This is a genomic window from Ensifer meliloti (assembly GCF_030064585.1).
Taxonomy (GTDB): Bacteria; Pseudomonadota; Alphaproteobacteria; order Rhizobiales; family Rhizobiaceae; genus Sinorhizobium; species Sinorhizobium meliloti.
In genome coordinates, this window is the sequence record NZ_CP120365.1 from 876634 (window position 1) to 903052 (window position 26419).

A 26419-nucleotide genomic window follows, 5' to 3' on the forward strand; every position below is an offset into this window, starting at 1 on the left:
CCAGCGTCCTGGGTTCGGTAACACCACGAATGAGGAGAGCCGGAATGAGAAAGATCATCGTTGGCGCATTCGTAAGCCTTGACGGAATCATGCAGGCGCCGGGCGGACCGCACGAGGACCCGGTCGGCGGCTTCGACCATGGCGGCTGGGCCGCCCCCTATTTCGACGAGACCATGGGACAAGCGGTGGACGAGATGTTTTCCAAGCCGTTCGATCTTCTGCTTGGGCGGAAGACCTATGACATCTTCGCCGCACACTGGCCCTATGCCGGCCCTGACGATCCGATCGGTCCGCTCTTTGACCGGATCACCAAATATGTCGCCACGCGCAACCCCGATCTGAGGCTCGACTGGCAAAACAGCCGTACTCTCGGCTCCGACCCAGTTGCAATGCTTAAGAAACTGAAGAGCGAGGAAGGTCCCGATCTTTTGACCCAGGGTTCGACCGACTTCCTGCAGACCCTGTTCAGCAACGATCTGGTAGACGAGATGTACATCTCGTACTTTCCGGTTGTGCTCGGAAAGGGCAAGCGGCTCTTTGGTCACGGCGCCATGCCGATGGCCATGAAACTCCTCGGTTCAAAAGTCTCCGGGACGGGCGTCACCGCCAACAAATACGTCCGCAGCGGCCCTGTCGTAACAGGTTCGTTCGAGTTCGAACAGCCGACCGAAGCGGAACTGGAGCGGCGAAGAAAGCTGAGCTGATCTTCCGCTTTGCACGTGCCGTCGCCCAACACGGTGCGGGGCTACGGCCCCGCATTATCTTTGAAAGGCCCAACTTCCGGCGGCCTTCCGCTCCCGGAGGATACGCCGCACGTGGCGTCACTTCACAACGACGGAGCCGTTGACGATTTCGATCGTCTCGTCGCCCTGGAGCCCCACGCGGTCGCCGCTCGGCGCAGTGACGAAGCAGCCGCCGGGGCAGATCACTTCCGTCGCACCTGCATCGATTGCCACTTCGATCCGGCTCTCCCCTTCGACGATCACCAGAACAGCGGCCTCGCCATCCTTGTTTGTAACGGTCGCGGCATAGGCCACGCCAGCCCACAGCATTGCGGGCACCATAACGACAGCATACGTCTTCATCACATTCGGCGCTCGAGCGCCGCCCCCGTTTCGGCCGGCCGCCTTCCCGTCGCGAAAAGGAAGACGCCGGCCACCCCTCTAGCCACGGCCAGCCTACTGCATGTTTCCTTTGATCGTAACCGATCAAAGGTCAAAAACATGCAGCAGATCAAAGCGCTACAGCGACCTTTGCGCGTCTGATAAGACGCGCGGCGCCGTAGCGCAGAATTTCTCGAAGCGTACGCCGTGCAGGAAAAACAATGCGGCGGCTGGAGCCGCGTCAGAGCACCGGAAGCTGCTCGGCGTTTGTGTGTCCTTCGAAAATGCCGATTAGTTGTCCCGGCCCACTTGATCCGTCGATTGTTCGCGGTCTATGCGTTTTGCAACGCCGCAGGCGTTTCGGGGACAAGAAGGGTTACCACACATGGAGATTTTCACTTCCGCCGGCCTGACGGCACTGCTGCAGGTCATTGTGATCGACCTAGTGCTTGCCGGCGACAACGCCGTCGTTATCGGCCTTGCAGCAGCCGGCTTGCCGCTGGAGCAGCGCAAGAAGGCTATTCTCGTCGGCATTCTCGCCGCCACCGTGCTTCGCATCGTGCTCGCCATCTTCACGGTCCAACTGCTTGCGATCATCGGGCTCCTGCTCGCCGGCGGGCTTCTCCTGCTTTGGGTCTGCTGGAAGATGTGGCGCGAGATTCGCACTGGCGGTCACGAAGGCGTTGACGGCCTGGGAAATGCGGACGCCTCGGCCCCAAAGAAGACTTTCAAACAGGCGGCAACACAGATCGTGATAGCGGACGTGTCCATGTCGCTCGACAACGTCCTCGCCGTCGCCGGTGCCGCCCGAGAGCATCCAACCGTGCTCGTCTTTGGTCTGGCGCTCTCTATCGCGATGATGGGTATCGCCGCGGGCTTTATCGCCCGCCTGCTCAGCCGGTACCACTGGATCGCTTACATCGGCCTGGCGATCATCTTTTACGTCGCACTCGACATGATCTATCGCGGCGCAATGGAGGTGTGGCCACACGTTATGCCGGTGGCCCAGGCGCTGGCCGGGCTTTAGAGCACTCCCCGGAAACGGTGTGTAACCGTTTCCGGACGGAAGTGCGCAGTTTCAACGTGCGGCCGGGGTTCGGCCGATAGAAGGAGCGGTATTACCGCTCCTTCTTCTCTTTCCTGCCTTCGCCAATGGCGCCGGCGCGTCAGGCCTTGTCTTCGGCGAGATCAGGCCTTCTCTTTCTCCATAACCGAAGGTTCGGGTCCGGCGCTTCCGGCTTCTTCCTCAGGCGTTACATCCTCGATCTTCATCGGGAACGGCGCGCCGATTCCCTCGTCACGAAAGCGCTCGTAGATCGAGACGCGAAGGTCGTTGCGAACACCGCCGGCCGTCAGCACGTCCGCGACATAGATGCGCAATTCAAACGTCATTCGCTCGTCTTCGAAGGCCGTGAAGCCGACATTGGGAGCCGGGTTCTTGAGGATCATCGGATGGGCTGCGGCGATTTCGTAGAGCAGTTCGATAACCCGGCGCGGATCGCTGGCATAGGTCACCGTCACTGCAATTTCCGACCGTCCGAGCTTGTTGCGGTGCGTCCAGTTTCCGACCGAGGCGTTGATGAGCAGAGAATTCGGCATCATGATCGACTGATGCTGGAAGGTCTCGATCTCGGTCGCGCGGACGGAGATTCGCCGCACAAAGCCTTCGGTCGTACCGCTGACGATCCAGTCGCCCACCTTGAAGGGACGCTCCACCAGCAGGATCAGACCCGAAACAAAATTGGAGACGATGTTCTGCAGACCGAAACCGACGCCGAGGGAGAGGGCGCCGGCAACGAGGGCGAGACTTGAAAGATCGATGCCGGCGGCCGACAAACCGATAAGGCCGGCAATGCCCACGCCCATATAGCCGATACCGGTACGTATGGAGTTGCGCACGCCGGCGTCGACACGACTGCGCGCCATGACGTTGCCGTCGATCCAGCGCTGCACCCAACGCGTGACGAGAAAGCCGAGGGCAAAGAGCAGTACCCCCGCGAGAATGCCCACCAGCGAAATCGTGATCGTACCGATTCTGATTTCGGTCAGCACCTGATAGGCCCAGGACTCTATGTCCGCAGTCTTGAAGCCCCACTGCATCAATATCAGCGGGATGAAGAAGGAGAGAACGAGCACATAAATGCCGAGACCGGCAAAAAGGCCGAATTGGTCGAGCGCAACCGGCTCCAGATGGAAGCGGCGCTCCAGATAGCGTCCGGCTACCGTTTCGGCAAAGGCGCCCTGCTTGGACACGGACTTCCCCGTAAGGAGGCCGATATAGACCGTCACCAGGATCGCGCTCGTTACCGTGATCTGCGTGGCGATGAAGCGCGCCAGGCCGACATAGCCCGACAATGCAGTCGCGATGAGCGCCGCGCCCAACAGGAGAAACGAGAGTGAAATCACCCGCGGCCAGGGACGTCCCGGTGCATCGTAAGGTTCATCGGCCCTCAGCACAGGCCGGATCCACGCCATTGACATCAGAATGAGACCGATGATGATCGATGCCACGAAGCTTTTGGCGATCGTCAGCACCACCGGAGAACCGAGAGACTCGCTGATGCTGCCGAGCAGATAGTCGAGCCCATTGACGAGCGCCATCGCGAAGATCGGCACCATCAGCATTTTCGCGCCGCGATCCGAAACGCGCACGAGCCGCCAGCTCGATCGGTTCGGCGATAGCACCGCGCCTGCCAGCCTGGCTATGAAGAACAGCACGACGCCCATGGCGAGCGTGATCGCAACGATGGGAGCAATATCCGGCCGCAAGACGTTGAAACTACTGAGAAAGAAGTAGCTCGACATAGCGAAGGCGGCGAGCGCCAGAGTCGGGATGAGTGTCGACCAGAACGCAAGCGAAAGCTGCCGGAAATAGGTGGGCTCGTCGTCTTCCTCGTGGCGCATGAGGACCGGCGAAAAAAGCCTGTAACCGCCGACCAGGAAGAGCAGCGCGGCGCAGAGCGAAAGGAAGATCGCGCTCAGCAGCGGCACGCGCTTGTAATTCCAGGCGAATGTCAGCCAACCGCCGATGCTGCGCGACAGTGCCATCGCTTCGTGCATCGTTGCAGTGACGGCCTCGCTCAACATCGCCGCCGAGACATCCGTATGTCTCAGCAGGGTGTTGGAGAAGATCGCCCGGCGCGTCGCGGTGATCCGGTTGGCAAGTTTCCTCGCCTCGACCGAGAGGTTCTCCGCCCTGCCCGTCAGAGCATTGATCGCCCCGCGTTCCGCCAGGAGGCGTTTGCGCTCATCGGTGATGACCGCGTCTTCGGGCGGCTGCCCCTCACCGGGAGGATCGCCGAGCTCCGTGAGCCTCGCCTTGATTTCGTCGAGCCTCGGACGGGTGGGGACGGAGGCGGCGATGATCTGCTTCGAAAGCTCGTCGACCTGCACCCTGAGTTCGGCGAGCATGGCGTCGTCGTCCTCGACGGCATTGGTACGCTCGATGAGACGCTTCAGCTCCCGGTCGGCCTGGGCAAGCTGATCCTCCGCCTGCTGCAATACCGGCGATGCGGCATCCGGCGCCTGACCCGTCCCGGTCTGCGTCGCCGGCTGTGCGGGTTCGGCCTGCGGCGCGGGCTGGACGGATTGGGCAGGCTGGAGAGGCTGGGCAGGTGCGGCCTGTTGGGCCGGCCGGGTTTGCTCTACGCTCGGCGCGGGCTCCTGCGCAACTGCGGATCCGCCGGCAGCGAGCGTCAGCGCACCGAAAGACAGGGCGATCGAAAGCGCCCTCAGTTTTTCCAGGAGATGCAATTTCCTACCCTTCGATAATCCCTGCGCCGAGCAGAACCGCTCCGAGCTTTGCCAGTTGCCGGTCTGCACATGCATAACGGCAAAAAGATGCAAATCCTCTGAGATCCAGGCTGATCTGAATCGTCTCGCGGCTCAATCCTCTTCGGAATGCTTGGCATAGTCCGCCAGCAACTGCTCGTAACTCTCCAGCGGTGGCAACGCCGCGTAGCTATGAACGGCGGATGTGCTCACCCACGGCAGCTTTTCACTGGTCCAGGTTTCTATGAACGGCCTGCACCAACTGGGATCGTCGAGCATGGTCGCTCGGAGATTGACGAACCAGTCCATGCCTTCCGGGCGCGTGAACATCCAGCTCATGCAATGAGGACAGAAATAGTGGCGCGTTGCGCCGTGAAGGCCGCCGATGACAGGCTCGCCGCGTGTGACCTCGAAGCCTTCGCTCGGAATGGCGACGCTCAACGAGAACGCGCTGCCGGTCATTCGCTGGCAGCCGGTACAATGGCATGCCATCGTGAGAAGCGGTTGCGCGCTCACCTTGATGTGCACCTGTCCGCAGCGGCATCCCCCTTGCCAGGGCAGTTCACCGGCACTCATTGGTTTCCTCCTGATTTCGTTTTCCGCCATGGTTCATGCCTAGAACCCGGCGCCGGGCTGCGCGAGGTACTCTTCCTCGGCCGGTGACGACATGCGGGCCAAAATGCCATTGCGGTGCGGGAAGCGCCCGAACCGCTCGATCACGTCGCGATGCCGGATCGCATAGTCGAGGTAGCTGGCGTCTCCGAGTTCGGTGAACAGCTTGACCGACATGGTCTGGTCGGTCAGGTTTTCGGAGTGCTCGAACGGCATATAGAAAAACGCGCGCCATTCCCTCGGCACCGCCGTGTCGGCGCTCGCGCCGATGGCGAGCTTCGCCTCCCGCAACGCAAGGCAATCCGTGGCAAAGGCTAGCGGCGACCCGCGATACATGTTGCGCGGCATCTGGTCGAAAAGGATGACGGCCGCCAGCCAGTTCTGCGGGGTCTCGCGCCAGACATTGTCGAGGTTTCTGGACAGGGCCAGGTGCGACGCCTGAAAGCGCTGCGCACATTGCTCGTCGAGCCCTGGATCCGGCGTGAACCAGTGGTCATAAGAAAGTTCCGTGAACCAGAATTTCAGCACCTCTTCCGGCGTACAGATCTCGATATCGCCAGTCATGACGCCCACATGCCTCCCTACTGCCAGAGCAATTCAGAGCACTTCCACAAAAGATACGCTTCCGCCGCAAGATAGGCGGCGATCAGGCCGTTTCCACCGAATGCCTGCAATTTGGCAGGCAATCCGTATTCCGCGCGGTTCCATTTGTCCCCGGCATTCTAACGCAGCGGCCAGACCCACATCAGCATCGGCACCGCGACGATCACGATGACGACGGAAAGCGGCAGACCCAGTCGTGGGTAGTCGCTGAACCGGTAACCGCCGGGTCCCATAACCAGCGTGTTGCATTGGTGGCCGATCGGCGTGAGGAAGTCGGAGCCGGCGCCGATGGCCACCGCCATCAGGAACGCGTCTGGCCTGTAATCGAGCGCCGTTGCAAAACTGGCGGCAATCGGCGCCATGACGAGGACCGTGGCGGCATTGTTCAGAAAGGGTGTCACCGCCATGGCCGCAACGACCATGATGGCAAGCGCCCCCGCAGGCGGCAGACTCGCCGCCATTCCGCTCAGCCAGCCCGCGATCAGGTCCGAGCCGCCCGTCGTGCGCAAAGTGTCGCTGACGGGGATCAGCGCGGCAAGCATGACCAGGATCGGTCCGTCCACGGCGCGATAAACGTCACGCAGAGGGATGACGCGAAACACCACCATGGCAAGCGCCGCAGCAAAAAAGGCGATTTGCACAGGCACGACGCCAACCGCGGTCGCCCCCATCGCGGTCGCCAGAACAAGCAACGGAACGGTGGCACGGCGAATGGTGCCGAGCAGGATTTCCCGTTGCGCGAGCGGCAGGCAGCCGAAGTCCTGCAGGAAAGACGGCAATTCCCTGCGGGTACCCTGAAGCACGACGATGTCGCCGGCCCGCAGTCTTATGCTGCCAAGCCTCTGTTTCAATCGTTCGCCTTGGCGGCTGACGGCCAGCAGGTTGATGTTGTGATTGTTGAAGAGCGCCAGGCGCTGAGCCGACATTCCGATCAGCGGTGAGCCGGTGGCGATCACCGCCTCGATGGCTTCGGTCTCGGCTTTCTCCTTGTCGTTCGGCATCGGCGCACGATCACCGGAGATCTTGAGCTTTGCCTGGGAGACGATGCGGTCGAGCGCAGCGGGACCGCCTTCGAGCAGAAGGATATCGTCCAGTTCGATGACGACATCGGGCAGCGGCGCCAGATGCGTGCCGCGACGGAAGACGGCGATCACCACGGCTCCGCCATCGCCGATCTTGACCAGGTTGCTGAGCGGCTTGCCGATCACCGGCGACCCGGCCGGGACCATTGCCTCGGACGTGTAGTCGGTGATCTCGATCGCCTGATGCATGCCGACCTGCTGACTTTTCCGCTCCGGCACCAGGCGATAGCCGAACAGCAGGAACACCGCGCCGACCAGTGCCAGCGAAGCGCCGACGGGCGTGAAGTCGAACATGGTGAAACTCTCGCCCGTCAGATCCGCACGCACCCGGGACACGACCACGTTGGGCGAGGTGCCGACCTGCGTCATCAGGCCACCGATCAGCGAGCCGAAAGCCATCGGCATCAGGAAGACGGAGGGCTGCACGTTCGAGCGGCGCGCGAACTGGAACGCCACCGGGATCATGATCGCCAGCGCGCCGATATTCTTTATGAAGGCCGAAAGTACCGTGACCGTGACGACGAGCAGAGCAAGCTGCGCCCTCACCGATTGCAGATCCGGAAGAAATCGTTGGATGGCGGCATCGACCACACCCGAACGCGCAACGCCCGCGCTGACGATCAGTGCGCTGCCGACGATGATGACGATGTCGTCGCTGAAGCCGTCAAAGGCGTTATCGAAAGGAACGATACCGACCGCTACCGAAAGCATCAACGCCGAGCAGGCGACGATGTCGTAGCGAAAGCGACCCCAAATGAAGAAGATCATCATGGCGCCGAGCACGAGAAACGAAAGGGTCTGTTCGGCGGTCATGGGCAATACCTGAGCAGCGACTCGTCGGAAACCGGGGTTCTGTTTGCAGGCCCATTCGCCGACACCGAATCAAACGCGCGATCCCACTGGAAGGTTCGCACGGGGTTCCTCATGCATCGGCGGGCCTCGGCCATTACATCCTTCAAAGATTCCTGCCTATGCAATCGAAATATCGCGAAATCCCCCACGAAACGCGGGAGATCACCGCGACACGCCGAACTTCCTGCTTTCTTTGCACGTTGTCGAATAAGGAATAAGCTGGTGCAACTCATATGGGGCAAAGCATGTACATGAACCGTCACGCGATGCAATCCGCCGCAGCCTACTGCATCTTCCCTGAAACCGGAATGAAACCGGAGAACCGCACAACAATGCGGGCCCCGGCAGGACATCGCCACGTGTCCATCGGGAGGCGCGGCGCCGTGAGCACAGCTCTCCTCACCCTCTGCGCCGCCGTCGCGCTCAGCGCCTGTACATCGACGCAAACGGTTGGCTACGGCCCCAGACTGGAACCCATGCCCGGCAGCATCACCTATGGCGGTCAGCCGCGAACGAAACTGACGAAGGCCCCGATCGGCAGCATGGTGCCGCACCAGTTCTTCGACACCTATGGTCACCGGGTCTACGAGACCTATGTCATTAATCCGGACCGCTCGTTGCGACTGACCAGCCGCCGCATAGATTACGACATCTTCAGCGACTGAACGCCGGCGAGAATCATGCAAGTGGCGAGGATCGTCATGAAATATGTTCTTCCTGTCCTGTGCGTGCTCACACTTCTGACCGGCTGCGAGGCGACCTCGATGGGCTATTCGCCTTATTTGGAGCCGATTCCCGGCAGCATCACCTACGGCGGCCAGCCACGCACCAGGCTTACCAAGGCGCCGGTCGGCAGCATTGTGCCGCATCAGTTCATCGACCGGTTCGGCCGCCGGGTCTACGAAACCTATGTCATCGAACCGGACCGGTCGCTGCGGCTGGTAAGCCGCCGCTACCGCGACCTACCCCTTTTCGACGACGATTGAATGGGCGCGTCGGTCCCTGCGCTGGAGCACTTCCCCGGAAGAGCGCGAGCGATTTGCTTGGATTGCGCAATTCAATGATCAGGCATCGAAGAGCGGCGCGGCCGCTATTCGCGCACCGTCTGCATTGTGTTGGCGGGCTACCGCATCCACCGCTTCCGGTTACGCGGTTACGATAGCGAAAGAGGACCTCTACCCAGCTCTCGTCAGCATCAGCACGCGTTTTGCCACATCGGCAAATGTCACGCCGAGCGCTGCCCCGCCGATGCCGATAACGCCGAGAGCGCCCATCCCCATCAGCTTCCATTTGCGCACATCCTCGGTCACGGGCTTCATCGCGGCAATATCGTCCTTGACGAGCATCATCGAGCCCTCGAGCGTCCGCATGCGCTCGACCAGTTCGTCCATCCGTCGCGTCATGGATAGGCGGCCCGCATCCGATCTATCCTCCGATCGGCGCAGGTCCTCCCTCAGGTTCTTCACCTCGGCCACCAAGGTGCCGAGCTGCTGGTGAACGCCGGCATCAATCATCTCCGCCCTCCCCGTGTTTCGCGCATTCCGCCCGAGTCCAGACGAATGCCGCGCAGAGGCCGACCACCGTGCGGTCGATCTTGCGCTGGTCGGCCTGCGTCGCGCCGCGTGCGCCGGCAAGCTCAGTTCCCACGATGCCGCGAAGGCCGCTCACATCGGCCGGTCCCGAAGTTCCACAGCCCGCCAGAAGAAGAACAGACGTCATAGTCAAGGCGCTTCGCGTCAGCGCTCTTTGCTGCTTCATTGTTCTGCCTTTCGATTGAATTGCGGACCGCTTGCGCGGCATCCGAACGGATTTCGAGTATTGCCCAGGAAATTCCGGCCAGGATCAGGGCACCGATGACCAGACTGCTCCACGGCAACGTCATCGCGTGAGGCCCAAGGCATCGCGAACCGCCGGCATCGACGAGATGGCGTAAACGGCAAAGCCAACGATTACGGCGAGGATCGCAAGCTGCACCCGCCAATCCAGCGCGACAAGGTTCAACTCCTTCAGCGCCGTGACGAGCGTGCCGCCGGCCGTCAGCAACCAGGTCCAGAAGCGGCCGGACCGGGAAACCGGCCTGCGCGGGCGTGCCGGAACCACAAGCGCCGCCTCCTCGCCCACGCGGTCTGCCTCATCCTCTCGTGAACCGGCTGCCAGCACCGCGCCAAGCACGGCCTCCAGCTTTTCCGGCCGCACCAGCGCTCGGTTGAGCCCGTCGCCGGCATAATAGGACTGTCCGCGCCTTATCCGTTGCCGGTCGCCCTGGCTTTCGGCGAGTATCGGCAGGGACGCCCATTCCATCGCCAACCGCCTCGCGAATTCAACAGGGCTGATTTCGCCGGAGACAAAGCCGGCGAAGCCACGGCGGTTCAGAAGGTGAAGGGCGAGCCGGTCCTGAAGCGCGGGATCCAAGCGCTGTTCTCCGCGCAGTCCCGGTACTTCCTTCAAAAGCCCGGCGAGCGTGGCCCGCATGAACTGATAGCCCCCCGCCGCACTCGATCCGTGCGCCCTCGCCCATCCCTTCTGCGCACGGATCACCTCGGCGATCGTCATCTCCGTAAGCGGCTTTGTAAGCTTCCCCTGGTTATGTCCGTAGATCACGTCGTAAGACGCGCGGCCCTTGCTGCCGACTTCCGCCTCCCGGATAAAGTCGAGCAGCATCGCCGCGCCTTGAGGCACGGTTCTGGTCATGGGTTACCTTTTTGCTGAAGATTGCAGGTCGTACTGAAGACAGGCGGACAGGCCTTTTTGAGATTCGGGAATGCCGCGGCGGCTTGTTTGATTACCTCATCCCTGTGCTCGTTGTTTAGCCCGGGGACATAACTGACGGGTGTTCGGGGAGATGGCTGACACGTCATACTGGCATGGATTTGGCTTCGAAGGGGGTATTCCATGCCGTGGCGAGAGGTATCGACGATGGGAGAGCGGCGGGAGTTTGTGCGACTTGCGCTTGAGGAGGGTGTGGACCGGCGGGAATTGTGCCGGCGGTTCGGGATCAGCCCGGATATCGGTTATAAATGGCTGGCGCGGTGGGAAGCCGGCGACCGCGAGTTGGCGGATCGCTCACGGCGCCCGCATATAAGTCCGATGCGTTGCAACGAAGCGGTAGAGACCGAGGTGCTTGGGGTGCGCGATGCGCATCCGGCATGGGGGGCGCGCAAAATTGTGGGCTATCTGGAACGGCAGGGAACCCACCCGCCGGCGGTTTCGACCGTTCATGCCATCCTCAAGCGCCATGATCGGATCGTAGCACCGCCGGGCGGCGCGCCGGCGTTGCAGCGCTTCGAGAAGGAGGCGCCGAACCAGCTCTGGCAAATGGATTTCAAGGGCTGGGTGCAATTGGCCGACGCCACGCTCTGCCACCCGTTGACGGTGATCGATGACCATTCCCGCTTCGTGCCTTGTCTCATGGCCTGCGCCGATCAGCGAGGCGCGACCGTACGCGGCCATCTGGAGCGGACATTCCGGCGCTACGGGCTGCCGGACGCCATGTTCGTGGATAATGGCGCGCCATGGGGCGATCCGTCAGGCGAGGGCTGGACCGGCCTCGGCGTATGGCTTCTGAAGCTCGGCGTCGCCCTACTGCACAGTCGCCCCTACCATCCGCAGAGCCGTGGCAAGAATGAACGCTTCCATCGCACACTCAAGGCCGAGGTGTTCGCCTTTGACCGTTTCAGGGATCTTGCTGCCGTTCAGCGCGCCTTCGATGCCTGGCGCGAGCTTTACAATTTCGAGCGCCCGCATGGGGCACTCGATCATGACGTGCCGGCCAGCCGCTACCACCCCAGTCCGCGCGCCATGCCGGATCGCCTGCCCGAGCCCGTCTATGACGAGGGCGAGATCGTGCGCAAGGTTTCCGCCACCAAAGCCTATGTCAGCTTCAAAGGCCGGCTATGGAAAGTTCCCAAAGCTTTCTGCGGAGAACGCCTCGCCATCCGCCCGCTCGACCGCGACGGCCACTATGGCGCGCTTTCTTCGGTGCCCATCACATCGCAACAATCAACTTGACCAACAAGCAATCCGTCAGTGATGTATCCGAACAGGTGTCCGCCATGTCCCCGGGCTAAACACTCGTCACAGGGATCCAGCCAGACCAAGTCCTTGGGCTGAAACAACGCTTCCCGCGCCGCAGACGCGGCGCTGCTGGATCTCTGTGACAAGCACAGAGATGACGGAAGAGGAGAGATTGCAGTCCCCCGGCGTGCGTGCCGACAAGACTGACCAGAGCTTCAACGCCATTATCCATCTCGCAGCAGCCGTCATAAACTCGAGATGAATCTCGACAGCCTTAATCCGTTGCGACCTTGCTGCCGCCGAAGAGGCGCTTGGCGCGCACGCCATGGAGGCCCGTTGCGGATCGCTGCGGCATTCGGTATGTGCAAGGTCAATTCAACGATAGAGAAAATCAGTGCCCAAGCCGAAGGTCGTCGTCGTTTTCCCCGTCTACAATGGCGAAAAGACACTCGCCAGCAGTCTACGGTGCATTGCCGAACAGACGTTCGAAGGCTTCGAAGCAATCATTCTCGACAATAAATCGACTGATAAGACGGTCGACATAGCCGAGCAATTTTGCCGGTCGGACGACCGCTTTTCGCTCGTCAAATGCGAAGAACATGTAGGCGCGATAGCGAACTTCGCGAGAGCAGTACAGCTCGGCGCAGAACGCGGTGAATATTTTTGCCTGCGTGCATGCGATGACCATTCTTCCCCGGATTTTTTGGCCCGGCTCGTGGAAGCACTTGATACCAATCCCGGAAAGCTTCTTGCCGCATGTCCGACAAAGCTGGTGGGATCAAGCGGAAGCAGAATCAAAGCCCCGAACGACTCGGCCTTCAATTTCACCGGAAAGTATGTGGCCGGTCAGGTGCCAAGAAACCTCACCTTCCCCGCTGAGTGGATTTACGGTCTGTACAGAGCCGACGCAAAAGAACTGCTCATGTCACGCTGGTTCGAACTTGGAAATCCGTGGTGTTTCGCATCCTACGTCCTGTCGGAGTTTGTCGTCCTCGATTTGGTAGCGTACGTGGACGGAGCGACACTTGACTTTACAGAGGGATCTGGATCTGAGGCGCGTTATCGTGCCAAGAGTTTTCGGGATCGTCTAACTCAGAGGCTGAAATATACTACAGGGTGCTACGCTTTGGTAAAAAAGCTTCCAGACGTCAGCTGGTCGACGCGGATGAAGTTCTTTAGAATGTGTTGGAACGATGCGCGACGAAAGACTCGATACAAGCTGTTCTGGGTTTTCTAGTATCCATTTGACTGCAAGGTCTTTCGTTTCCACGGCGCACCTTGCCGACTTCCACTCAGTTCTATGTTGGTCGATCCCTGATAGGAAGTCTAGAGGTCGGCAGATGTGGACCACATTGCGTCAATCTGGTCGTCGGAGACTCCCAGGGCGGCGGCAATGGCCCCAATCATCGGATGCATGCGCTTGAATGTGGTCGCGTATTCCCACTCGATTTTCGCAACCTCCTTCTCAGGACCTTCCTGCATTGCCTCAATGGCGGCCGTGACCTGAGACGGAGTAAAACCGTTGTTGAGGAGGCCCAGACGAAGCCGGCGGGTGGTCAGTGACGGAAGCGACGCACGGATTTGCTCCTTCGTCGGCGGTACATAATTTTGAACCGGGAAGTCCGGATGCTGCTTCATCCACATACGGATTGCAGGGTTCGCACCAATCGAGTCGTCAGGCGTGGAAACGTAGTGTTCGAAACGTTCCTCCACGCTGTTGACCTTCAACGTGAGATCGAGATCGTAGACGCCTGGGGTCGCCGTATCTGTGACCTTGTGGACGGTGACGACCTCGAAAACAGTTCTTTTCATTTTAAGCAACCCTTTGCATGATGTTGTACTCGCCGTTGCCATTGACCACCCCGCGTGAACGCCAGGTCCCCGCCAATGCTGCTCCCGCGTTCGGGTGGGTCGACGGGACGTAGTACCTGTTGATCGAGTTGTGGAGCGTAGGGGTGCCGGCTGCATTCCGTGCAATGTTGGCGTCGTTGCCCAGTGCCACAATGTGGCCGAGTGGAAAGCTCGTGTCGTTGGCACCAGTTCCAGTATAAACCTCCGCCGCAGTAAACCCGAGGGCATGGGTGTGGCTGGTAGACGTGACGGAGTTTGTCGTCGTGTTGGTAATGTCGCCAGGCGTGCCGAGCGTCAGCGTTCGATCTGCGGCAAGCGTGCCGCCGCCGGTCAGGCCGTTGCCGGCGGTGATCTGTTTTGCCGAGTTCGCCGCCGTGTAGCCATAGATTGAATTGAGGTCGCCAGCCGCAAGGTTGCCGGTGTGCCAGACGGTATATTCGGCGCCGTTGACTTGGAATTCCAGACTATCGACCCCGCCGGAATTCTTCAGTGTGAGGGCCGTGTCGCCGCGGTCGCTGTGTCGTTATAGAAGCGAAGCCCCTGGTTCACCCCCGTGCCGTCGGTGTGCTGGATGTAAGCTTGGCGAGCGGCACCCTTGTAAAAGGTCACATACGGATCGTCGGTGGAGGCGGGACCAACGATGCGTATCGCCTCGCCGGAGGTGGTGATCGTATGGGTGCCGGTCTGGCCGAGCGTCGTGATGCCGTCATAAGCGCCGGAAACTCTGGCGTTCGAAACGGTTCCGGTTGTGAGATTGGAAGCGTTGTTCGCACCGAGATTGGATCTCGCCGTCGCCGCGTCCGTTGCCCCCGTACCGCCTTCGGCGAGTGCAAGCGGTGTCGCCAGCGTCAGGCCAGAGGAATTGAGGCGGCCGACTTCGGTTCCGTTGACGTTCCACACATGAGAGGAGTTGGTCGGGACCGTATAGTTCAGGGTTGAACCCGTGATTGTGAACCCGTAACCGCTATAGAGCTGGATATGCTTCGACAAGTCGGTATTGCTGGTGGCAACAGCATTGGCGAAGCTTACGCCCGACGAGAAATTCTTGCCCGCCATCGAGCCCGGAAGCCGTGCATCGGAAATCGTGCCCGAACCGAGATCCGAGGCCGATCCGGAGGACGCCACTGCCGCAAGGCCGAGCGTGGTCTTCACGGCGGCGGCGCTGGTGTCGTCGAGGATCGTTCGCGCAAAGGGCGTCAGCGCCGTGGTCGCATAGACATCCGATGCCGTCGTATAGATGGTCCTGTCTGCGGCGGTCGTCAGCCCCGAGATCGACTGCAAACCGGCGTCGTAGGCCTGCACGTCCGCTCCGATCGCCACCCCGAGCGTCGTCCGGGCGGTAGCCGCATCCGCGTCGTCCAGGATCGCTTTGGCGAAAGTGGACACGCCCAAGGTCGTCAGCGCCGCCGAGGCGTCTGCGTCGTCGAGGATCGTGCGCGCGAACGGCGTCAGCGCCGTCGTCGCATAGGTATCGGCTGCCGTCGTGTAGATCATCCTGTCGGCGGCAGTCGCCAGCGCGGCAATCGATTGCAGGCCGGCGTCGTAGGCCTGCACGTTCTTCCCGATTTCCAGGCCTAGATTCTTGCGCGCATCGGTGGCGTTGGTGGCCGCCGTACCACCTGCCGTGACCGGTCGCGCCGCATTGGCGTCGGCGGCCAGGTCGTCAACAAGCGCATTATACGGTACGGATTGTATCGTGGTGTTGGAAACACTTTTTGTCCCCGCAGGCGGGGCGTAGACTCCACCAGTTCTCGGCAATGTCGCCTCCATGGAAAAGGCGGCTCCGGAGAACCGCCTTATTGAAGAATTTGGCAGAAGGCACCCCATGAAACGGATGTCTTCACCGGATTTGGTTCGCCTGACTAATGACGCCCGGCGCGCCGCGTGCCTGCGACAATGGCGAATTTGCAGTCGTGCTCGGGTGCATAACCGCCATCGCTTCGGCAACCGCGTTTGCGTGATATCGGACGACCTCTGCCGGCATGGCTACCGCAAGCAATTGATCGATGCTGACGGACTGATCAGATACTTGCGGTGCGCTGGCGATCATCGGCGTAGGCCGATAGTCTTGAGGACATTCCGGCGAGGCGCCATCATGAGGCAGCCTCCCCTTGATTCATGCTTCGCTTTCCTGATGGGATGCGCGACCGCTTGAAAGAAGAGGCCCTCAAAAACGCGCGCAGCTTGGATCATTCACCGTTTGGCGATGACGTTAGAGGCCGACGCGCTCGACGAGGTTCACATGCCACAGCAAGGCGCTCCTCATACACCAGACGAGTTCTACGCCATGATTAAACGCGTCATCGAACGCAGCGTTCGAAAAATTCGTAAAGAGGACTCTTCCTAGTGACAGTTGCGCCATCGGCGTATTTTTGCCTTGCATCTGATACGCCATTGGCGTAAATCATATTCATGAAAATCGTTCGCACCAAACGTTACCTGAAAGACCTCAAACGCATTGGTGCGACGAGTGCAGAGGCGGATGCCATTGACCGGATGATCGCCAGCAACCCGACCGCAGGTGACGTGGTCCAAGGGTTGAGCGGCATCCGCAAAATACGTTTTGGTCTCCACAACCGCGGCAAGCGGGGCGGCGGTCGGGCTATCTACTTCATGATGCTGGCGGATGATGCCGCTTTGATGCTGACTGCGTACGCCAAGAATGAGAAAGCTGACTTGTCTTCAGAAGATCGCAAGGCCCTGCTCGCCTTGATTAAGGAGTTGAACGATGACTGAGCGCACCGATCTCGGCAAGGCCCTGGAAGAGGGCCTTCGTGAAGCTCTGGCATGGAAGCGCGGTGAAGTCCCGCTCGAGGTCCGTAACGTCGACCCCATGCCCATTGAACGTATCCGCGCCATTCGCAAGCGTGTTGCGAAATCTGCAAAGGAATTCGAGCGCCGCTTCGGCATACCCGCCGCGACGATCAACAATTGGGAACAAGGCCGACGCAAACCCGATCCGGCCGGCCGTCTCCTCCTTCAGACGATAGAAGCCGCTCCAGACCTTGTTGAAAAGATCGCGGCCCAAAACAGCGCGGCGGCCTGAGGAGGAGAGATGAAAGTTCTCCTGAGCTCGAATCCGGTGTTTACGCCTTTGCCGAAGAACAGGACATTTACCGCGACGAGGTGTTTATCGTGATCCTCCGCGACTGGCTGATAGACCACGGCTATCTGCCTCTGCATGACGACGACGACTAAAACAACGAACCGGCGATTCATTCCCTCAACCGGGTTGAGGGAAAATTATGGGTTGGAAACCGGTTCAGGCGGCCGTCTTCTGGGCCATCATGTCGCTTCGATCGAATTCGAATGGAGGCTGACAGCCTCGCCGTCGGAGTCCTTGGGGGTATGGCGGCTTGGTACGCTACCGACTGGCAAACGCACTCCTCGGTCTTGGTCGTCGGCTCCTCGGCCTATCAGAGCCTCAAAACGGCTACTAGGCGCTTGCGCGAGAAGTCGGTTTGCTAAAAGAGCCTGAACGGGAGAAGTCATAAGCGCCCTTGCTGCTGCATAAGGTGCAGCAGTGCCCAGAATAGATCCAATAATCGCAGCACATGCGCCGCCTCCGGCAGCGCCGGCGCCCGCTCCAAGCACCCGAGACCGCCACCGGTCGTGGGAGCATTCACCCGCGGGGCTGTCCCACTCTGAGGTAGTGGGTTAAGAAGAGCCCGGATCGGGCAAGTTCGTCAAAGTCGCCTTCCCTGTCACATAGTTCCGGCGGCCCTGCGTCGTCACGGTCGCCTGCCGAAGACGCGCGGGAGAGATCAGCCCGAGGGCCCCGTCAAACCTGTTGGCATGCTGGCAGGACATCGGACGCCATAGACGGCGATACGGCGTCATCAAGAAATTCCTGAAGATCACGCAGGGCAAATTTCACGCTTGCTCGCGGGCGCTCTCCTGCTGCTGTACCTGCTGCTGGTAGAGCGCCTGCAGAACGGCGCGTTGCTCCGCGCTCAGGAACGGGTTGCCGAGGCCCTGAAGGAGTTCCATCTGATTGGGACCTTGCGGCGCCTGCGGCTGCTGCTGGCCCATCGCCTGTGCCCGTGCGACCTGCTCCGGCGAGGCCGGTGTGCCGCCCATGAGGGCTGGCATGATGCCGCCCTGGGCATTGACGAGCTGCCGGGAGCCTTGGAACTGCGCGGGGATGCCCTGTGGTGCTTTCATGCCGGGAAATTGGGCCCGATACTCGGGCGTCTGCTCGAAGGCGACTCCTTCCGAAAGCGAGACTGACGGAGCGCTCGCCCCACCAGTATTGACTTTGCCGGTAGCGGTCTGTGGCGGCATCCGGATCGACGGACCAAGGTTGATAACCTCCTGCGGGGTTTCCTTCGCGCGGGTCATCGGGCCTGGAAGACACGCCAACACCCGCGCCGTTCCCTCCGTCCGGTGGAACCATGCCCGAAGCGCCGGCATCCGGCGCCTGACCGGTGATCCTGTTCACAATGCCTTGGAACACACCGTCGGCACCGGCCCTGCCGGTCCTTTCGGCCTTGTCCGCCCTCCGGTTCATGATGCCCGCGGCAATCCCCGAACCGAGCGCATTGAGGCCCTCGCCGACATTCCGCGGAGCTCTCGATGCGCCCATGATTGCCATGGCGAGATCACGCTTGCGCTTGATGGACTCCGGCGTCTCGCCCGTATTCCCACCGAAGATGAAGGATGGGGCCATTATTTCTTCCTTCCTGCATTGAAGAGCTTGCCGTAATCAACCTGGCGGAGCCCGTCGGGGCGGCGCGATACCGCGTCCGGCCGCATCTTCTCGACTTCCTGGGCCATCACGCCGATGTGCCGCTTCCCGTCGTCGTGCGTGCCCTTGTAGCGATACTCGTAAAGGCCGTGGCCCTTGAGTTCGCCGACCTTCTCGATTTCCTTCTTCGCCCGCTTGTCGGAGAGCGCGGCGAGTTGGCCTCCGAAGCCGAGCAGGCCGCCGAGCAGGCTTTGCGAGTTGGCGTTGTTCTGCTGCCATGCACTGAGCTGATTTTGGTAGTTCTGGTTGACGAGGCCGGCATAGTCGACCGTCGGGACTTGCGCCCCCTGCGTCGGCACGAAATTCGGGCTGCCGACCTGGGCGCCGGACAGGAGCGCCGAGATCTCGTTGACCGGCTGGTTGCGCTGGGCATAAAGCTCGTTCAGATATTGCGCTCTCTCCTGGTTCTGCAGGTTGAACTTCGCCTGCTGGGTGTTGAAGCGCTGATCGGCAAGCGCATTGTTGCCGGCCGTGGCGGTGTTCTGGTTCTGGTATTGCTGCTGCAGCGCGCTGTTGCCGAACTCGGCACCCGCCAGACCTTGGGTGAACTTCTGATTCTGGGCCGCATTATTGGCTTCGAGTTGCGCCTTGTTCTGGCCGAACGTCTGCTCCTGGGCGGCGTTCGTGAACTGGGCTTCCTGCAGGGCATTGTTGAACAGCTGCTGCTGGGCGGCATTCGCGAACTGGCCGGAAGCGAGGTTCTGGTTGAACTTCTGCTGCTGGCCGGCATTGTTGGCTTCTGTTTGCGCCTGGTTCTGGCCGAACGTCTGCCCCTGGGCAGCGTTGGCCATCTGCATGTCGTTCGCGTTCTGCGCATATTGCTGCGCCTGCGCGGAATTGTAGAACTGGGCCAGCCCGGTCATCTGGTCATAGGCCTGCTGCTGCGCGGAGTTCTGGAACATCGCCTGATTTTGCGCCAGCCCGGCGATGCGGGACTGTTCCTGCCCCGCGCTCAAGGTTGCCCCTATCCGCGCGTCGTTGGCTGCGCGGTTCGCCTCGTCGATCGCGCGGTTATAGGCCTCGGAACCCGGCTGCAGGCCCTGATTGCTGAGCTTCGTTTCGAGCGCCGCCCGGTCCCGCTCGAGTTGCGGGTTCAGCCGGTCGAGCAACGCCTGTTCGTATTTCGCCGTGTCGAGATCGAAGGCATAGGACCTGGTGATGTCGCCTGCATTGCCAAGCGAGGTCTGGATCTGGCCGGCATTTGCAACCTGGTTCTGAATGGGACCGGCGCTCGCGATCGCGTTTTGCACATTACCGGCGCCGGCCAGCCCCGTCTGCACTTTGCCGGTGTTTCCAAGGCCCGTCCGGATGGGACCTGCCCCGGCGATCGAGCTTTGCACATTGCCGTAATTGCCGAGGCCGGTCTGAAGCTGCGGGCCGCCGGTGAAGCTCTGGTACTGCGGCAGCCCGATTGCGCTCGCGCTTCCCGCTGCCGGCGCCTTGGAGATGTCGAGTTGACTGCCGAGCAGAGTGTTGAGCTTGCCCGATTGGGTGCTGGCAAGCGTCGCCATGTTCAGTTCGGCGGCGTCGGTCTGGTTCTTGATGGCCTGCTGCTCGGGCGAAAGCGTTTGCGTTGCCGTATAGGTCGGCAGGTCATATTCCTTGCCGTTCAGCGGATCCGTCCACTTGGTGCTGCCGGTCTGCGAATAGGTCAGGCTGCCGTCAGGCGTCACCTGGTTGACATTGCCGAGCGTCTGGTTGGCAATGGCCGTGCCGATATTGGTCGCCGTCTGTGCCGAGGCCGTCTTGTTCGGATCCGGAGGGCTTGGAGCTTTTTGCTTCCCCATGGCGTCTACCTTCTGTTGACGGCGTGGTTGCGCCAGTCGTCATCTGTGAACGTGAAGATGATTTCCGCTTCCTCCCGGCCTCTCAGGCGCGGGACGCGGTAAGCCTTGAAGCCGAAGCGCTCGGCTATTTCGATCATCCCGGTGTTGCGCTCGGAAACCCTGAGAACGGCCATCTGGCAGCCGATCTGATCGAAGGGGTAACCGAACATCGCTTTGAGCATCGGGCGCGTCAGCCAGCGCCTGCTGGCCGAAGCGGACGAAAGCTCTATGACCCCGGCCTCGGGCGCGTAGTTGTGGAAGACGACGCCGGCGACGAGGTGCTCGCCCTCGATCATTCCCAGCGTCGTGAAATGCTCGAAACCTCGGTCGCAGCCCGGAATGCGGCTTGCGACGAACCGGGCTATGGCCTGATTGACGGCAGGGTTTGCTGCCCCGCCCCAGATCAGGCTCAAGCGCTGGCCTCCCCGGCCGAGACTTGAACCGTGGCGAGATCGACCTCGATATCCAGCTTGAAATTGCCGCCCGAGGTGATCACGCAGCCGACCGCGATCATGTCGCCGGTCGCCCGCACGTTCTGCCGGAATTCGTAGCGCCGCACCTCGGAAACACCGTCCCAGATCGCCACATCCCACAGGCCGACGTCCCATTCGGACGAGGTTGCATCGCCTTCGGTCGCTGTGGCGAATGTGGGCGTCGACCGGTCGTGGTCGGCACGGGCAAACAGCCGTACCTTGGGGCTGGACTTGGCCCGAAAGTACATATGCGCCATCGTCGCCGTCGCCCGCTGGCCGAACTGGCCGGCCGGCGAGAACTGCGAAAGATAGGTCGCCGAGAAGGTCAGCCCGTCATCCGTGCCGCCGGCGTCGCCCTGCCAGGCATAGCCGTCGGGCCCCCCGAAGAAGAGCCCGCCCTGCAACGTCTCGTAGCAGAGCGCCTGCCAATTGCTGATCGTCGACCAGCGGCCGGTGAGCACGTTCAGGACGAAGGTCGTATCCGTAACGACGCTGTTTTCCGGAAAGGCCACGAAGACGAGGTTCTGCTCGGGCCATTGCTTCAGCGTCCAGCCGGTTCCGGTCGCGTTCGCGGCCCGGCGCCAGTCGTCCTCGATCGGGCGAGAGACGGAGACGAGCGAAAGCGCCTGCCGGTCGCGCTGGAAAACCTGCGACATCGGCGTCAGCCCGTCCGTCGTGGCAATGAGAATGTCGCCCCCTGCCCTGATCCAGGCGTTTTTGCCGAGCGGCTTGCCGATCTGATAGACGCCCTTCAGCGCGAAGTCGGATGCGCTCGACGGGTCGGAGCCCGCATAGACCGCGATCTCGCCCTCGGTCGAGACGAAGACGCACATGTCGTTGAGGCCGTCGCCGCTCTCCAGCGACCAGGAGAAGCCGGTCAGCAGAGAGCCGCCCTTCTTCATCACCCCGCCGAGGGGAAACACAGCCGCAGCGCCGCCCACCGCGTTGATCGCCAGATAATAGGCGTCGAGCGTGCCGTTCTTCAGGAAGAATTCCCGGTTCTTGAACAACCAGCCGTAATTGAGCTGCGCCATCGTGGTGCCATCGGTGAAGGTGATGGCGGGCGCCGTGGTCCAGGTCGTGCCGTTATAAAGCTGCCGGTCGTTGGCACTGTTCAGGCAGACGAGCCACGACGTGCCGGCATTGGTATGCTGGAAGGCGCACCAGTCGCCGCCGCTCATGCCGGAAACGTCCGCCGAGGTCGTGGTCGGCGGCGCGGCCGGCGAGGTCATGTTGTAGATGCCGCTCGCCGTCGCCATGAACAGCTTTTCGTTCGCGCCGTATTTGTATTTGAACGCGCTCCTGATGTCGCCGCCGTCCGCCGCCAGCGCCTTCCTCTGCGATCCGCCGCGGATCTTGCAGCCCATCAGCGTCGGGAAGAAGTTGCGCAGCACCGTTGCCGACCCCGGCTGCTGCGAGGCCATGTCGGCGGTCGTCACCAGCCCTCCTTTCGGCGCCGGGAAGGTCACCGGCTGCGATGACTGCTGGCGGCCGATGGACACCGCCCCGCGATTGGATTGTGCTATGCGTCCTGGCCTGAGCTGAATTCTCATCCTGCCCCCCTGAGTGGCGTAAAGGTGACCGCGATCGCGCCGCGCGTCGCATTGGTGCGGGTGATCCCCTTGAAATAGACGTCTTCGGGCGGCTCCTCGTCGAACCAGACATAATCCACCGTATTGGCCTGCCATTTGGCGCGGCCCTGTTCGTAGGCCTTGAAGAGAAGGGTCGAGGCTCTGCCCGAAACATGCCGCACCGTCACGCTGTCGAGCGCACCGGAAGCACCGGCGCGGCGTGTCGTCGCCTTGATCGCCGCCTTCGGGAGAAATCCGGTGCCCCACTCCTCCTCATTCAGCGGCGGACCGATCAGCAGCCGTTGCACGCCGTCGCGGGTCAATTCATAGGATTCCGAGCCCGCCAGCATGACGATCGGCCGGTCGAACCGCCGGCCCTGCCACCAGTCGGGATAGCGCCCGGTCAGATGCATCGCCGCCTCCGCTGCGCCGGCCAGCGTCTTGCCGAGCTGGTTGCCGGCCATGAACAGCCTCTCGCGAAAGGCCGCGCCCGCCGCATGGAACTCCCGCTGCTTGGCATAGGGCCGGTAACCGGCGAGGATATTCGTTCGTTGCCGCCTGTGGAGCTCCGCCATCAGCAGCATCTGTTCCCTGAGCATCGCGGAAAGGCCGGACGCAATGGTCCCCCCGGATGGGTTGGATACGCTCATCCGTGATCATGCCTCTATATGCTGCGAATTGCCGTCGTAGCCGGCGTAAGCTTAGCTTCGTCTTTGCTGGACTGCGCCGGAATAAGATCAATAATGTCCGCATTGCCGCTGACATACGTAGCGCCGATGGGAGAAAATCATGATCGAAGGCCATTGCCATTGCAGGGCGGTCCGCGTCGCGGTCCCCGTCCGCCCCGAAACGCTCGGCGATTGCAACTGCTCGCTCTGCAGCAGGCTCGGCACGCTTTGGGGCTATTATCCTTCCAGCGAGGTCAGCATCACCGATCCTGAGAAAAAGCTCGTCGGATATGTCCAAGGCGACAGGACCCTGACCATGCATCACTGCGGCGTTTGCGGCTGCATAACCCACTGGTCGCCGGTCGGCCGCAGCTCACCGCGCATGGGGGTCAACATGCGCGTCTTCGAGCGTTCGGTCTGGGAAGATATCCCGCACCGCCTCATCGACGGCGCGAGTTGGTGAAATCGGCTCTGTTTGTCTCGGGCCTTCAGATTCTGCCCATCAAGAGCAAGATCAACAGGACCACGACCAGAACGCCGAGAATTCCCGAAGGGCCGTAACCCCAGCCGGACGAGTAGGGCCAGGCCGGAAAGGCGCCGATCAAAAGCAAGATCAGAATAATGAGGAGGACGGTGCCAAGCATATTGCGGTTCTCCCTTGCACAATCGAAATTTCCGCGAACGAAATCACGCGCCAAACCGAGTTTCTGCAGCGACTTTTGCGCGCCTCCAAAGTCGTGGGTGCGCTACAAAGCACATCGTTCATTCTACCGAATGCGAAAAGGCAGAATATGTTCCACGCCCCTCGCGACCCATATATGGGCAACACTCAATCAGAAGGCGCAGTTTCCTTCGAAGCCCGGTCTTCATTTTCCGAGTTGTCACATCAGGAACAGCGAGGCCGCGCGAAAGGCCCTTTTATCTAGATGTTCTCATATGCGTGAGATCATGCTAATTTTCTCGTTTTCTCGGAGGGGAAACCGATGCCACGTATTGCAAATCTTTATTTCAGAACGGCGATTGTTTTTTTGATCCTCGGCATTTCGATCGGCCTGCACATGTCGATCACAGGCAACCATGCCGCAACGGGGGCCCATGCCCACGCCAATCTGCTCGGCTGGGTAACCATGGCGATTTTCGGCGGCTATCACGCGCTCAATCCTCGAAAGGCGGCAAGACGGCTGGCCATGATCCAGTACGCCGTCTACACCTTCGGCGTGACCATGCTTATCCCATCGCTTTACCTGCTGCTCTCCGGAAACACTGCCGTGGAGCCGATCGTCGCCATATCGTCGCTCATCGCCTTCGCCGGCGTTCTGCTCTTTGCGGTCATCATCTTCTCGAGCAGCGAAGCGTCGGTTTCGGCAAGGGTAGCGCCGACTCACTAAACTGAGGCCTGTTGAGATTCATAGGTGAAGGTCAAGCCGCTTGTCGTCTCCCTCCTTGTGGGGGAGAATATATGCGGCGGCCCTCGCCTCCGCTTCTGCGTTCGTCCGCGGCATCGTTTTGGGCATGCGAAGGTCAAACCGTTTATTGCGTGCCCCAAGGCAATGGTCCCGCGAGAGGATCAGATGTGTATATGCCCTATAAAGTTACCTTTTCGCAGGCGGCACGCGCTTTCGCAGGCCGCCTGCCCTCTTCCTTAGTGAAAGCAACGGCCGAATCGCAGCGTCCAGCGCGCGGATCCGGTCGATGATCTGTTCGTCTGACAAATCGTCAACCCCGCCGGTTGCGGCACTCAGGTCCTTCGGCAGAACCGACGCGACGAGCTTCAGATAGGCTTCCGGCTTCTCCTCGCGAATACGAGCGATGACGTTGACACCATGCCGGGCGAAGTCCGCCTGCACGGCTCCCAGAAAGCTGCCTCCCAACGGACTGCCCTCACCTCTCGCAGCCGGCGTTCCCGCCGCGTCGTCCGGCGCTTCCGCTCCCGGCGTGGCGCTTTGATCATTCATTAAGAACTTCTCCGCTCGTCGTTATCCCGGGGCCGGCAACATACGCCCGCAACTTCTGCAAATTATTTCCATCGTATACAATCCATAATTGCGCCAGAATCGCGGATCAGATGAGGTGCAACGGGACTGCACCACCGCGATTATCGAAAAGTTAACCGCCACACCGGGGGGGAACATGCGCCGAAACTTTGCCACCGCCTTTATCATTGCCGCCTCGACGGTCTCCGCCTTTGCGGGGGAGCCGCGCGAACCGCGCTACTTCGTGAAAGCCTGGCTTCAAATGGCCAACAGGAGCTTCGAGCACACGACCGGCTGGTGCGGTGGAGAAGATGATTGTTTCGTGCCGATCGGTGAGCACGTGATCCGGTTGCGGGAGATGACGGCCTCCTCGTATTCGCTCAGCTTTTGGACCGACCCCTCGCAGCAGGATGCCTGCTGTGTGACCCGCACCGGTTTTCCCGCGCTGCGCCTCTGGAGCGGGCGTCCCCGCGTCGTTCCTCTTTACTACACCCCGAGAATATCGGGCGATCCGGGGCGAACACCCTTCGGCAAACTCGTCATAGCCGTCGAGTATCTCGGCAAGCCCAACTCGGCGCCCGAGCCTCCGCGACTGTAAGCGTCTCCGCGAGGAAAACATGCTGCGTGCACTCGTCTTCATGCTTTTCGCCACCGCTGCAGTCTCCGCGTCTGCGGCCGGGCGAACCGGCGACTCCCGCTTTCTCGTCAAGGCCTGGGTCCAGAAGTTCGACAACAGCTTCGAACATGTGACAGGCTGGTGCGACGGCAATGATCTCTGCACCCTGGAACTCGCCGGTCACGAGCTGCGGCTGAACTTTTCCTTACCGGAAACAGCTATCGCCTCCGCGTCCACACCGATCCTGACGCTCCCGCCCCCTGTTGCGTCTTCGCCGACGGAACGGAAGAAGCATTCATCGGAGACGGAACGCCGCATGCCGAGATTCTCTACTACAGGCTCCCGGCGCAGCTGGCCGACAAGGCCCCGTCGAATTCGGAACGCTCTACATCGCACTCGAAGATCTGCGCTGATGCGTTCTTGTTCCGGCTGGCGATGCCGCCACTCGCTCAGTGCCGATTGCGGCGTCTGGATCATGCGAGTTTGGGATCGACGCGTCGTCACGCCGAAGCCGCCTCGCGGATTCGGGAGACGCGGAAGGCGCATCGCCGGCCGTACACGGCGCCGCGGCGTTTGGAACGCGCAGCATCGCCGTGAACCATGAATCGGAAGTGAGGGAGCACGCCGCGCCGGGGGGAGCGCCGGCCGCTTCGAGAT

The 26419-nt window shown here is 61.2% G+C and carries 27 protein-coding genes and 2 pseudogenes; 12 read left to right on the forward strand and 17 right to left on the reverse strand.

Going from position 1 to position 26419, the window contains the following annotated elements; all coding sequences use genetic code 11:
• The first annotated feature begins 44 nt into the window (after positions 1 to 44).
• On the forward strand, positions 45 to 704 hold the full coding sequence (locus PZL22_RS11250; RefSeq protein WP_003530077.1) for a dihydrofolate reductase family protein: 660 nt from the start codon (positions 45 to 47) through the stop codon (positions 702 to 704).
• Positions 705 to 821: 117 nt separating this feature from the next.
• Here PZL22_RS11250 and PZL22_RS11255 read toward each other — a convergent pair whose 3' ends face one another.
• The gene (locus PZL22_RS11255; protein ID WP_028011888.1) at positions 822 to 1085 is read right to left on the reverse strand and encodes a hypothetical protein; all 264 of its coding nucleotides are present in this window, start codon (positions 1083 to 1085) and stop codon (positions 822 to 824) included.
• A gap of 403 nt (positions 1086 to 1488) precedes the next feature.
• On the opposite strand from PZL22_RS11255, the gene PZL22_RS11260 reads away from it, so the two are divergent.
• Positions 1489 to 2130: a TerC family protein gene (locus PZL22_RS11260; RefSeq protein ID WP_003530075.1), complete on the forward strand. Its 642-nt coding sequence runs from the start codon at positions 1489 to 1491 to the stop codon at positions 2128 to 2130.
• 161 nt (positions 2131 to 2291) lie between these two features.
• Here PZL22_RS11260 and PZL22_RS11265 read toward each other — a convergent pair whose 3' ends face one another.
• From PZL22_RS11265 to PZL22_RS11280, 4 genes are all read right to left on the reverse strand, one after another.
• A complete protein-coding gene (locus PZL22_RS11265; RefSeq protein ID WP_033048695.1) occupies positions 2292 to 4949 on the reverse strand; it encodes a mechanosensitive ion channel family protein in 2658 nt (885 codons plus the stop codon).
• A 39-nt stretch (positions 4950 to 4988) separates the two neighbouring features.
• Positions 4989 to 5450, reverse strand: a complete 462-nt coding sequence (locus PZL22_RS11270; protein ID WP_003530073.1) for a GFA family protein — start codon at positions 5448 to 5450, stop codon at positions 4989 to 4991.
• A 39-nt stretch (positions 5451 to 5489) separates the two neighbouring features.
• The gene (locus PZL22_RS11275) at positions 5490 to 6050 is read right to left on the reverse strand and encodes a DUF924 family protein (RefSeq protein WP_003530072.1); all 561 of its coding nucleotides are present in this window, start codon (positions 6048 to 6050) and stop codon (positions 5490 to 5492) included.
• A gap of 158 nt (positions 6051 to 6208) precedes the next feature.
• Complete coding sequence (locus PZL22_RS11280) at positions 6209 to 7984, reverse strand: SLC13 family permease (protein WP_003530071.1); 1776 nt, start codon at positions 7982 to 7984, stop codon at positions 6209 to 6211.
• 422 nt (positions 7985 to 8406) lie between these two features.
• Between PZL22_RS11280 and PZL22_RS11285 the strand changes: the two genes are divergently transcribed.
• Positions 8407 to 8688, forward strand: a complete 282-nt coding sequence (locus PZL22_RS11285) for a hypothetical protein (protein WP_231198568.1) — start codon at positions 8407 to 8409, stop codon at positions 8686 to 8688.
• Positions 8689 to 8724: 36 nt separating this feature from the next.
• Entirely contained in the window at positions 8725 to 9009 is a 285-nt protein-coding gene (locus PZL22_RS11290; protein WP_003530069.1) for a hypothetical protein, read from the forward strand.
• Between the two features lie 189 nt (positions 9010 to 9198).
• On the opposite strand, the gene PZL22_RS11295 is transcribed toward PZL22_RS11290, so the two are convergent.
• The 3 genes from PZL22_RS11295 to PZL22_RS11305 all read right to left on the reverse strand — a co-directional run bounded on the left by PZL22_RS11295 (position 9199) and on the right by PZL22_RS11305 (position 10714).
• Positions 9199 to 9537 carry a DUF1515 family protein gene (locus PZL22_RS11295; RefSeq protein WP_003530068.1) on the reverse strand — a complete coding sequence of 113 codons (339 nt, stop codon included), beginning with the start codon at positions 9535 to 9537 and terminating at the stop codon, positions 9199 to 9201.
• On the reverse strand, positions 9530 to 9781 hold the full coding sequence (locus tag PZL22_RS11300; RefSeq protein ID WP_003530067.1) for a hypothetical protein: 252 nt from the start codon (positions 9779 to 9781) through the stop codon (positions 9530 to 9532). Before PZL22_RS11300 ends, PZL22_RS11295 begins: the two co-directional genes overlap by 8 nt.
• Before the next feature lie 120 nt (positions 9782 to 9901).
• A complete protein-coding gene (locus tag PZL22_RS11305) occupies positions 9902 to 10714 on the reverse strand; it encodes a lysozyme family protein (protein WP_003530065.1) in 813 nt (270 codons plus the stop codon).
• Positions 10715 to 10915: 201 nt separating this feature from the next.
• On the opposite strand from PZL22_RS11305, the pseudogene PZL22_RS11310 reads away from it, so the two are divergent.
• Both PZL22_RS11310 and PZL22_RS11315 read left to right on the forward strand, forming a co-directional pair.
• Positions 10916 to 12090, forward strand: a pseudogene (locus PZL22_RS11310) (IS481-like element ISRm20 family transposase).
• Between the two features lie 341 nt (positions 12091 to 12431).
• Complete coding sequence (locus PZL22_RS11315) at positions 12432 to 13274, forward strand: glycosyltransferase family 2 protein (protein ID WP_003530062.1); 843 nt, start codon at positions 12432 to 12434, stop codon at positions 13272 to 13274.
• Positions 13275 to 13363: 89 nt separating this feature from the next.
• Here the strand turns inward: PZL22_RS11315 and PZL22_RS11320 are convergent, their stop codons facing one another.
• Both PZL22_RS11320 and PZL22_RS11325 read right to left on the reverse strand, forming a co-directional pair.
• A complete protein-coding gene (locus PZL22_RS11320) occupies positions 13364 to 13849 on the reverse strand; it encodes a hypothetical protein (RefSeq protein ID WP_003530061.1) in 486 nt (161 codons plus the stop codon).
• A gap of 525 nt (positions 13850 to 14374) precedes the next feature.
• Entirely contained in the window at positions 14375 to 15646 is a 1272-nt protein-coding gene (locus PZL22_RS11325; protein WP_284718653.1) for a tail fiber protein, read from the reverse strand.
• A 360-nt stretch (positions 15647 to 16006) separates the two neighbouring features.
• Here PZL22_RS11325 and PZL22_RS31600 point away from each other — a divergent pair, with 360 nt between their 5' ends.
• From PZL22_RS31600 to PZL22_RS11335, 3 genes are all read left to right on the forward strand, one after another.
• The gene (locus PZL22_RS31600; RefSeq protein WP_411755843.1) at positions 16007 to 16183 is read left to right on the forward strand and encodes a hypothetical protein; all 177 of its coding nucleotides are present in this window, start codon (positions 16007 to 16009) and stop codon (positions 16181 to 16183) included.
• 117 nt (positions 16184 to 16300) lie between these two features.
• Positions 16301 to 16624, forward strand: coding sequence for a type II toxin-antitoxin system RelE/ParE family toxin (locus tag PZL22_RS11330; RefSeq protein ID WP_003530058.1), 324 nt, complete (start codon positions 16301 to 16303; stop codon positions 16622 to 16624).
• A complete protein-coding gene (locus PZL22_RS11335) occupies positions 16617 to 16934 on the forward strand; it encodes a helix-turn-helix domain-containing protein (protein WP_003530057.1) in 318 nt (105 codons plus the stop codon). Before PZL22_RS11330 ends, PZL22_RS11335 begins: the two co-directional genes overlap by 8 nt.
• A gap of 827 nt (positions 16935 to 17761) precedes the next feature.
• On the opposite strand, the gene PZL22_RS11340 is transcribed toward PZL22_RS11335, so the two are convergent.
• From PZL22_RS11340 to PZL22_RS11360, 5 genes and pseudogenes are all read right to left on the reverse strand, one after another.
• Positions 17762 to 18229, reverse strand: coding sequence for a hypothetical protein (locus PZL22_RS11340; RefSeq protein WP_033048691.1), 468 nt, complete (start codon positions 18227 to 18229; stop codon positions 17762 to 17764).
• A gap of 327 nt (positions 18230 to 18556) precedes the next feature.
• On the reverse strand, positions 18557 to 20422 hold the full coding sequence (locus tag PZL22_RS11345) for a tail fiber domain-containing protein (RefSeq protein WP_003530054.1): 1866 nt from the start codon (positions 20420 to 20422) through the stop codon (positions 18557 to 18559).
• Between the two features lie 5 nt (positions 20423 to 20427).
• On the reverse strand, positions 20428 to 20874 hold the full coding sequence (locus PZL22_RS11350) for a GNAT family N-acetyltransferase (protein ID WP_003530052.1): 447 nt from the start codon (positions 20872 to 20874) through the stop codon (positions 20428 to 20430).
• Positions 20871 to 22487, reverse strand: coding sequence for a hypothetical protein (locus PZL22_RS11355; RefSeq protein ID WP_033048690.1), 1617 nt, complete (start codon positions 22485 to 22487; stop codon positions 20871 to 20873). Before PZL22_RS11355 ends, PZL22_RS11350 begins: the two co-directional genes overlap by 4 nt.
• Positions 22488 to 22492: 5 nt before the next feature.
• Positions 22493 to 23155: pseudogene (locus PZL22_RS11360) on the reverse strand (terminase large subunit domain-containing protein); the annotation flags it as partial.
• A gap of 139 nt (positions 23156 to 23294) precedes the next feature.
• Between PZL22_RS11360 and PZL22_RS11365 the strand changes: the two are divergent.
• Entirely contained in the window at positions 23295 to 23636 is a 342-nt protein-coding gene (locus PZL22_RS11365; RefSeq protein WP_003530046.1) for a GFA family protein, read from the forward strand.
• Between the two features lie 25 nt (positions 23637 to 23661).
• Here the strand turns inward: PZL22_RS11365 and PZL22_RS11370 are convergent, their stop codons facing one another.
• Positions 23662 to 23817, reverse strand: coding sequence for a DUF3309 family protein (locus PZL22_RS11370; protein ID WP_010969642.1), 156 nt, complete (start codon positions 23815 to 23817; stop codon positions 23662 to 23664).
• A 339-nt stretch (positions 23818 to 24156) separates the two neighbouring features.
• Between PZL22_RS11370 and PZL22_RS11375 the strand changes: the two genes are divergently transcribed.
• Positions 24157 to 24561, forward strand: a complete 405-nt coding sequence (locus PZL22_RS11375) for a hypothetical protein (RefSeq protein ID WP_003530042.1) — start codon at positions 24157 to 24159, stop codon at positions 24559 to 24561.
• A gap of 204 nt (positions 24562 to 24765) precedes the next feature.
• Here the strand turns inward: PZL22_RS11375 and PZL22_RS11380 are convergent, their stop codons facing one another.
• The gene (locus PZL22_RS11380) at positions 24766 to 25128 is read right to left on the reverse strand and encodes a hypothetical protein (RefSeq protein WP_003530040.1); all 363 of its coding nucleotides are present in this window, start codon (positions 25126 to 25128) and stop codon (positions 24766 to 24768) included.
• Positions 25129 to 25303: 175 nt separating this feature from the next.
• On the opposite strand from PZL22_RS11380, the gene PZL22_RS11385 reads away from it, so the two are divergent.
• Positions 25304 to 25744, forward strand: coding sequence for a hypothetical protein (locus tag PZL22_RS11385; protein WP_003530039.1), 441 nt, complete (start codon positions 25304 to 25306; stop codon positions 25742 to 25744).
• Positions 25745 to 26419 lie beyond the last annotated feature (675 nt).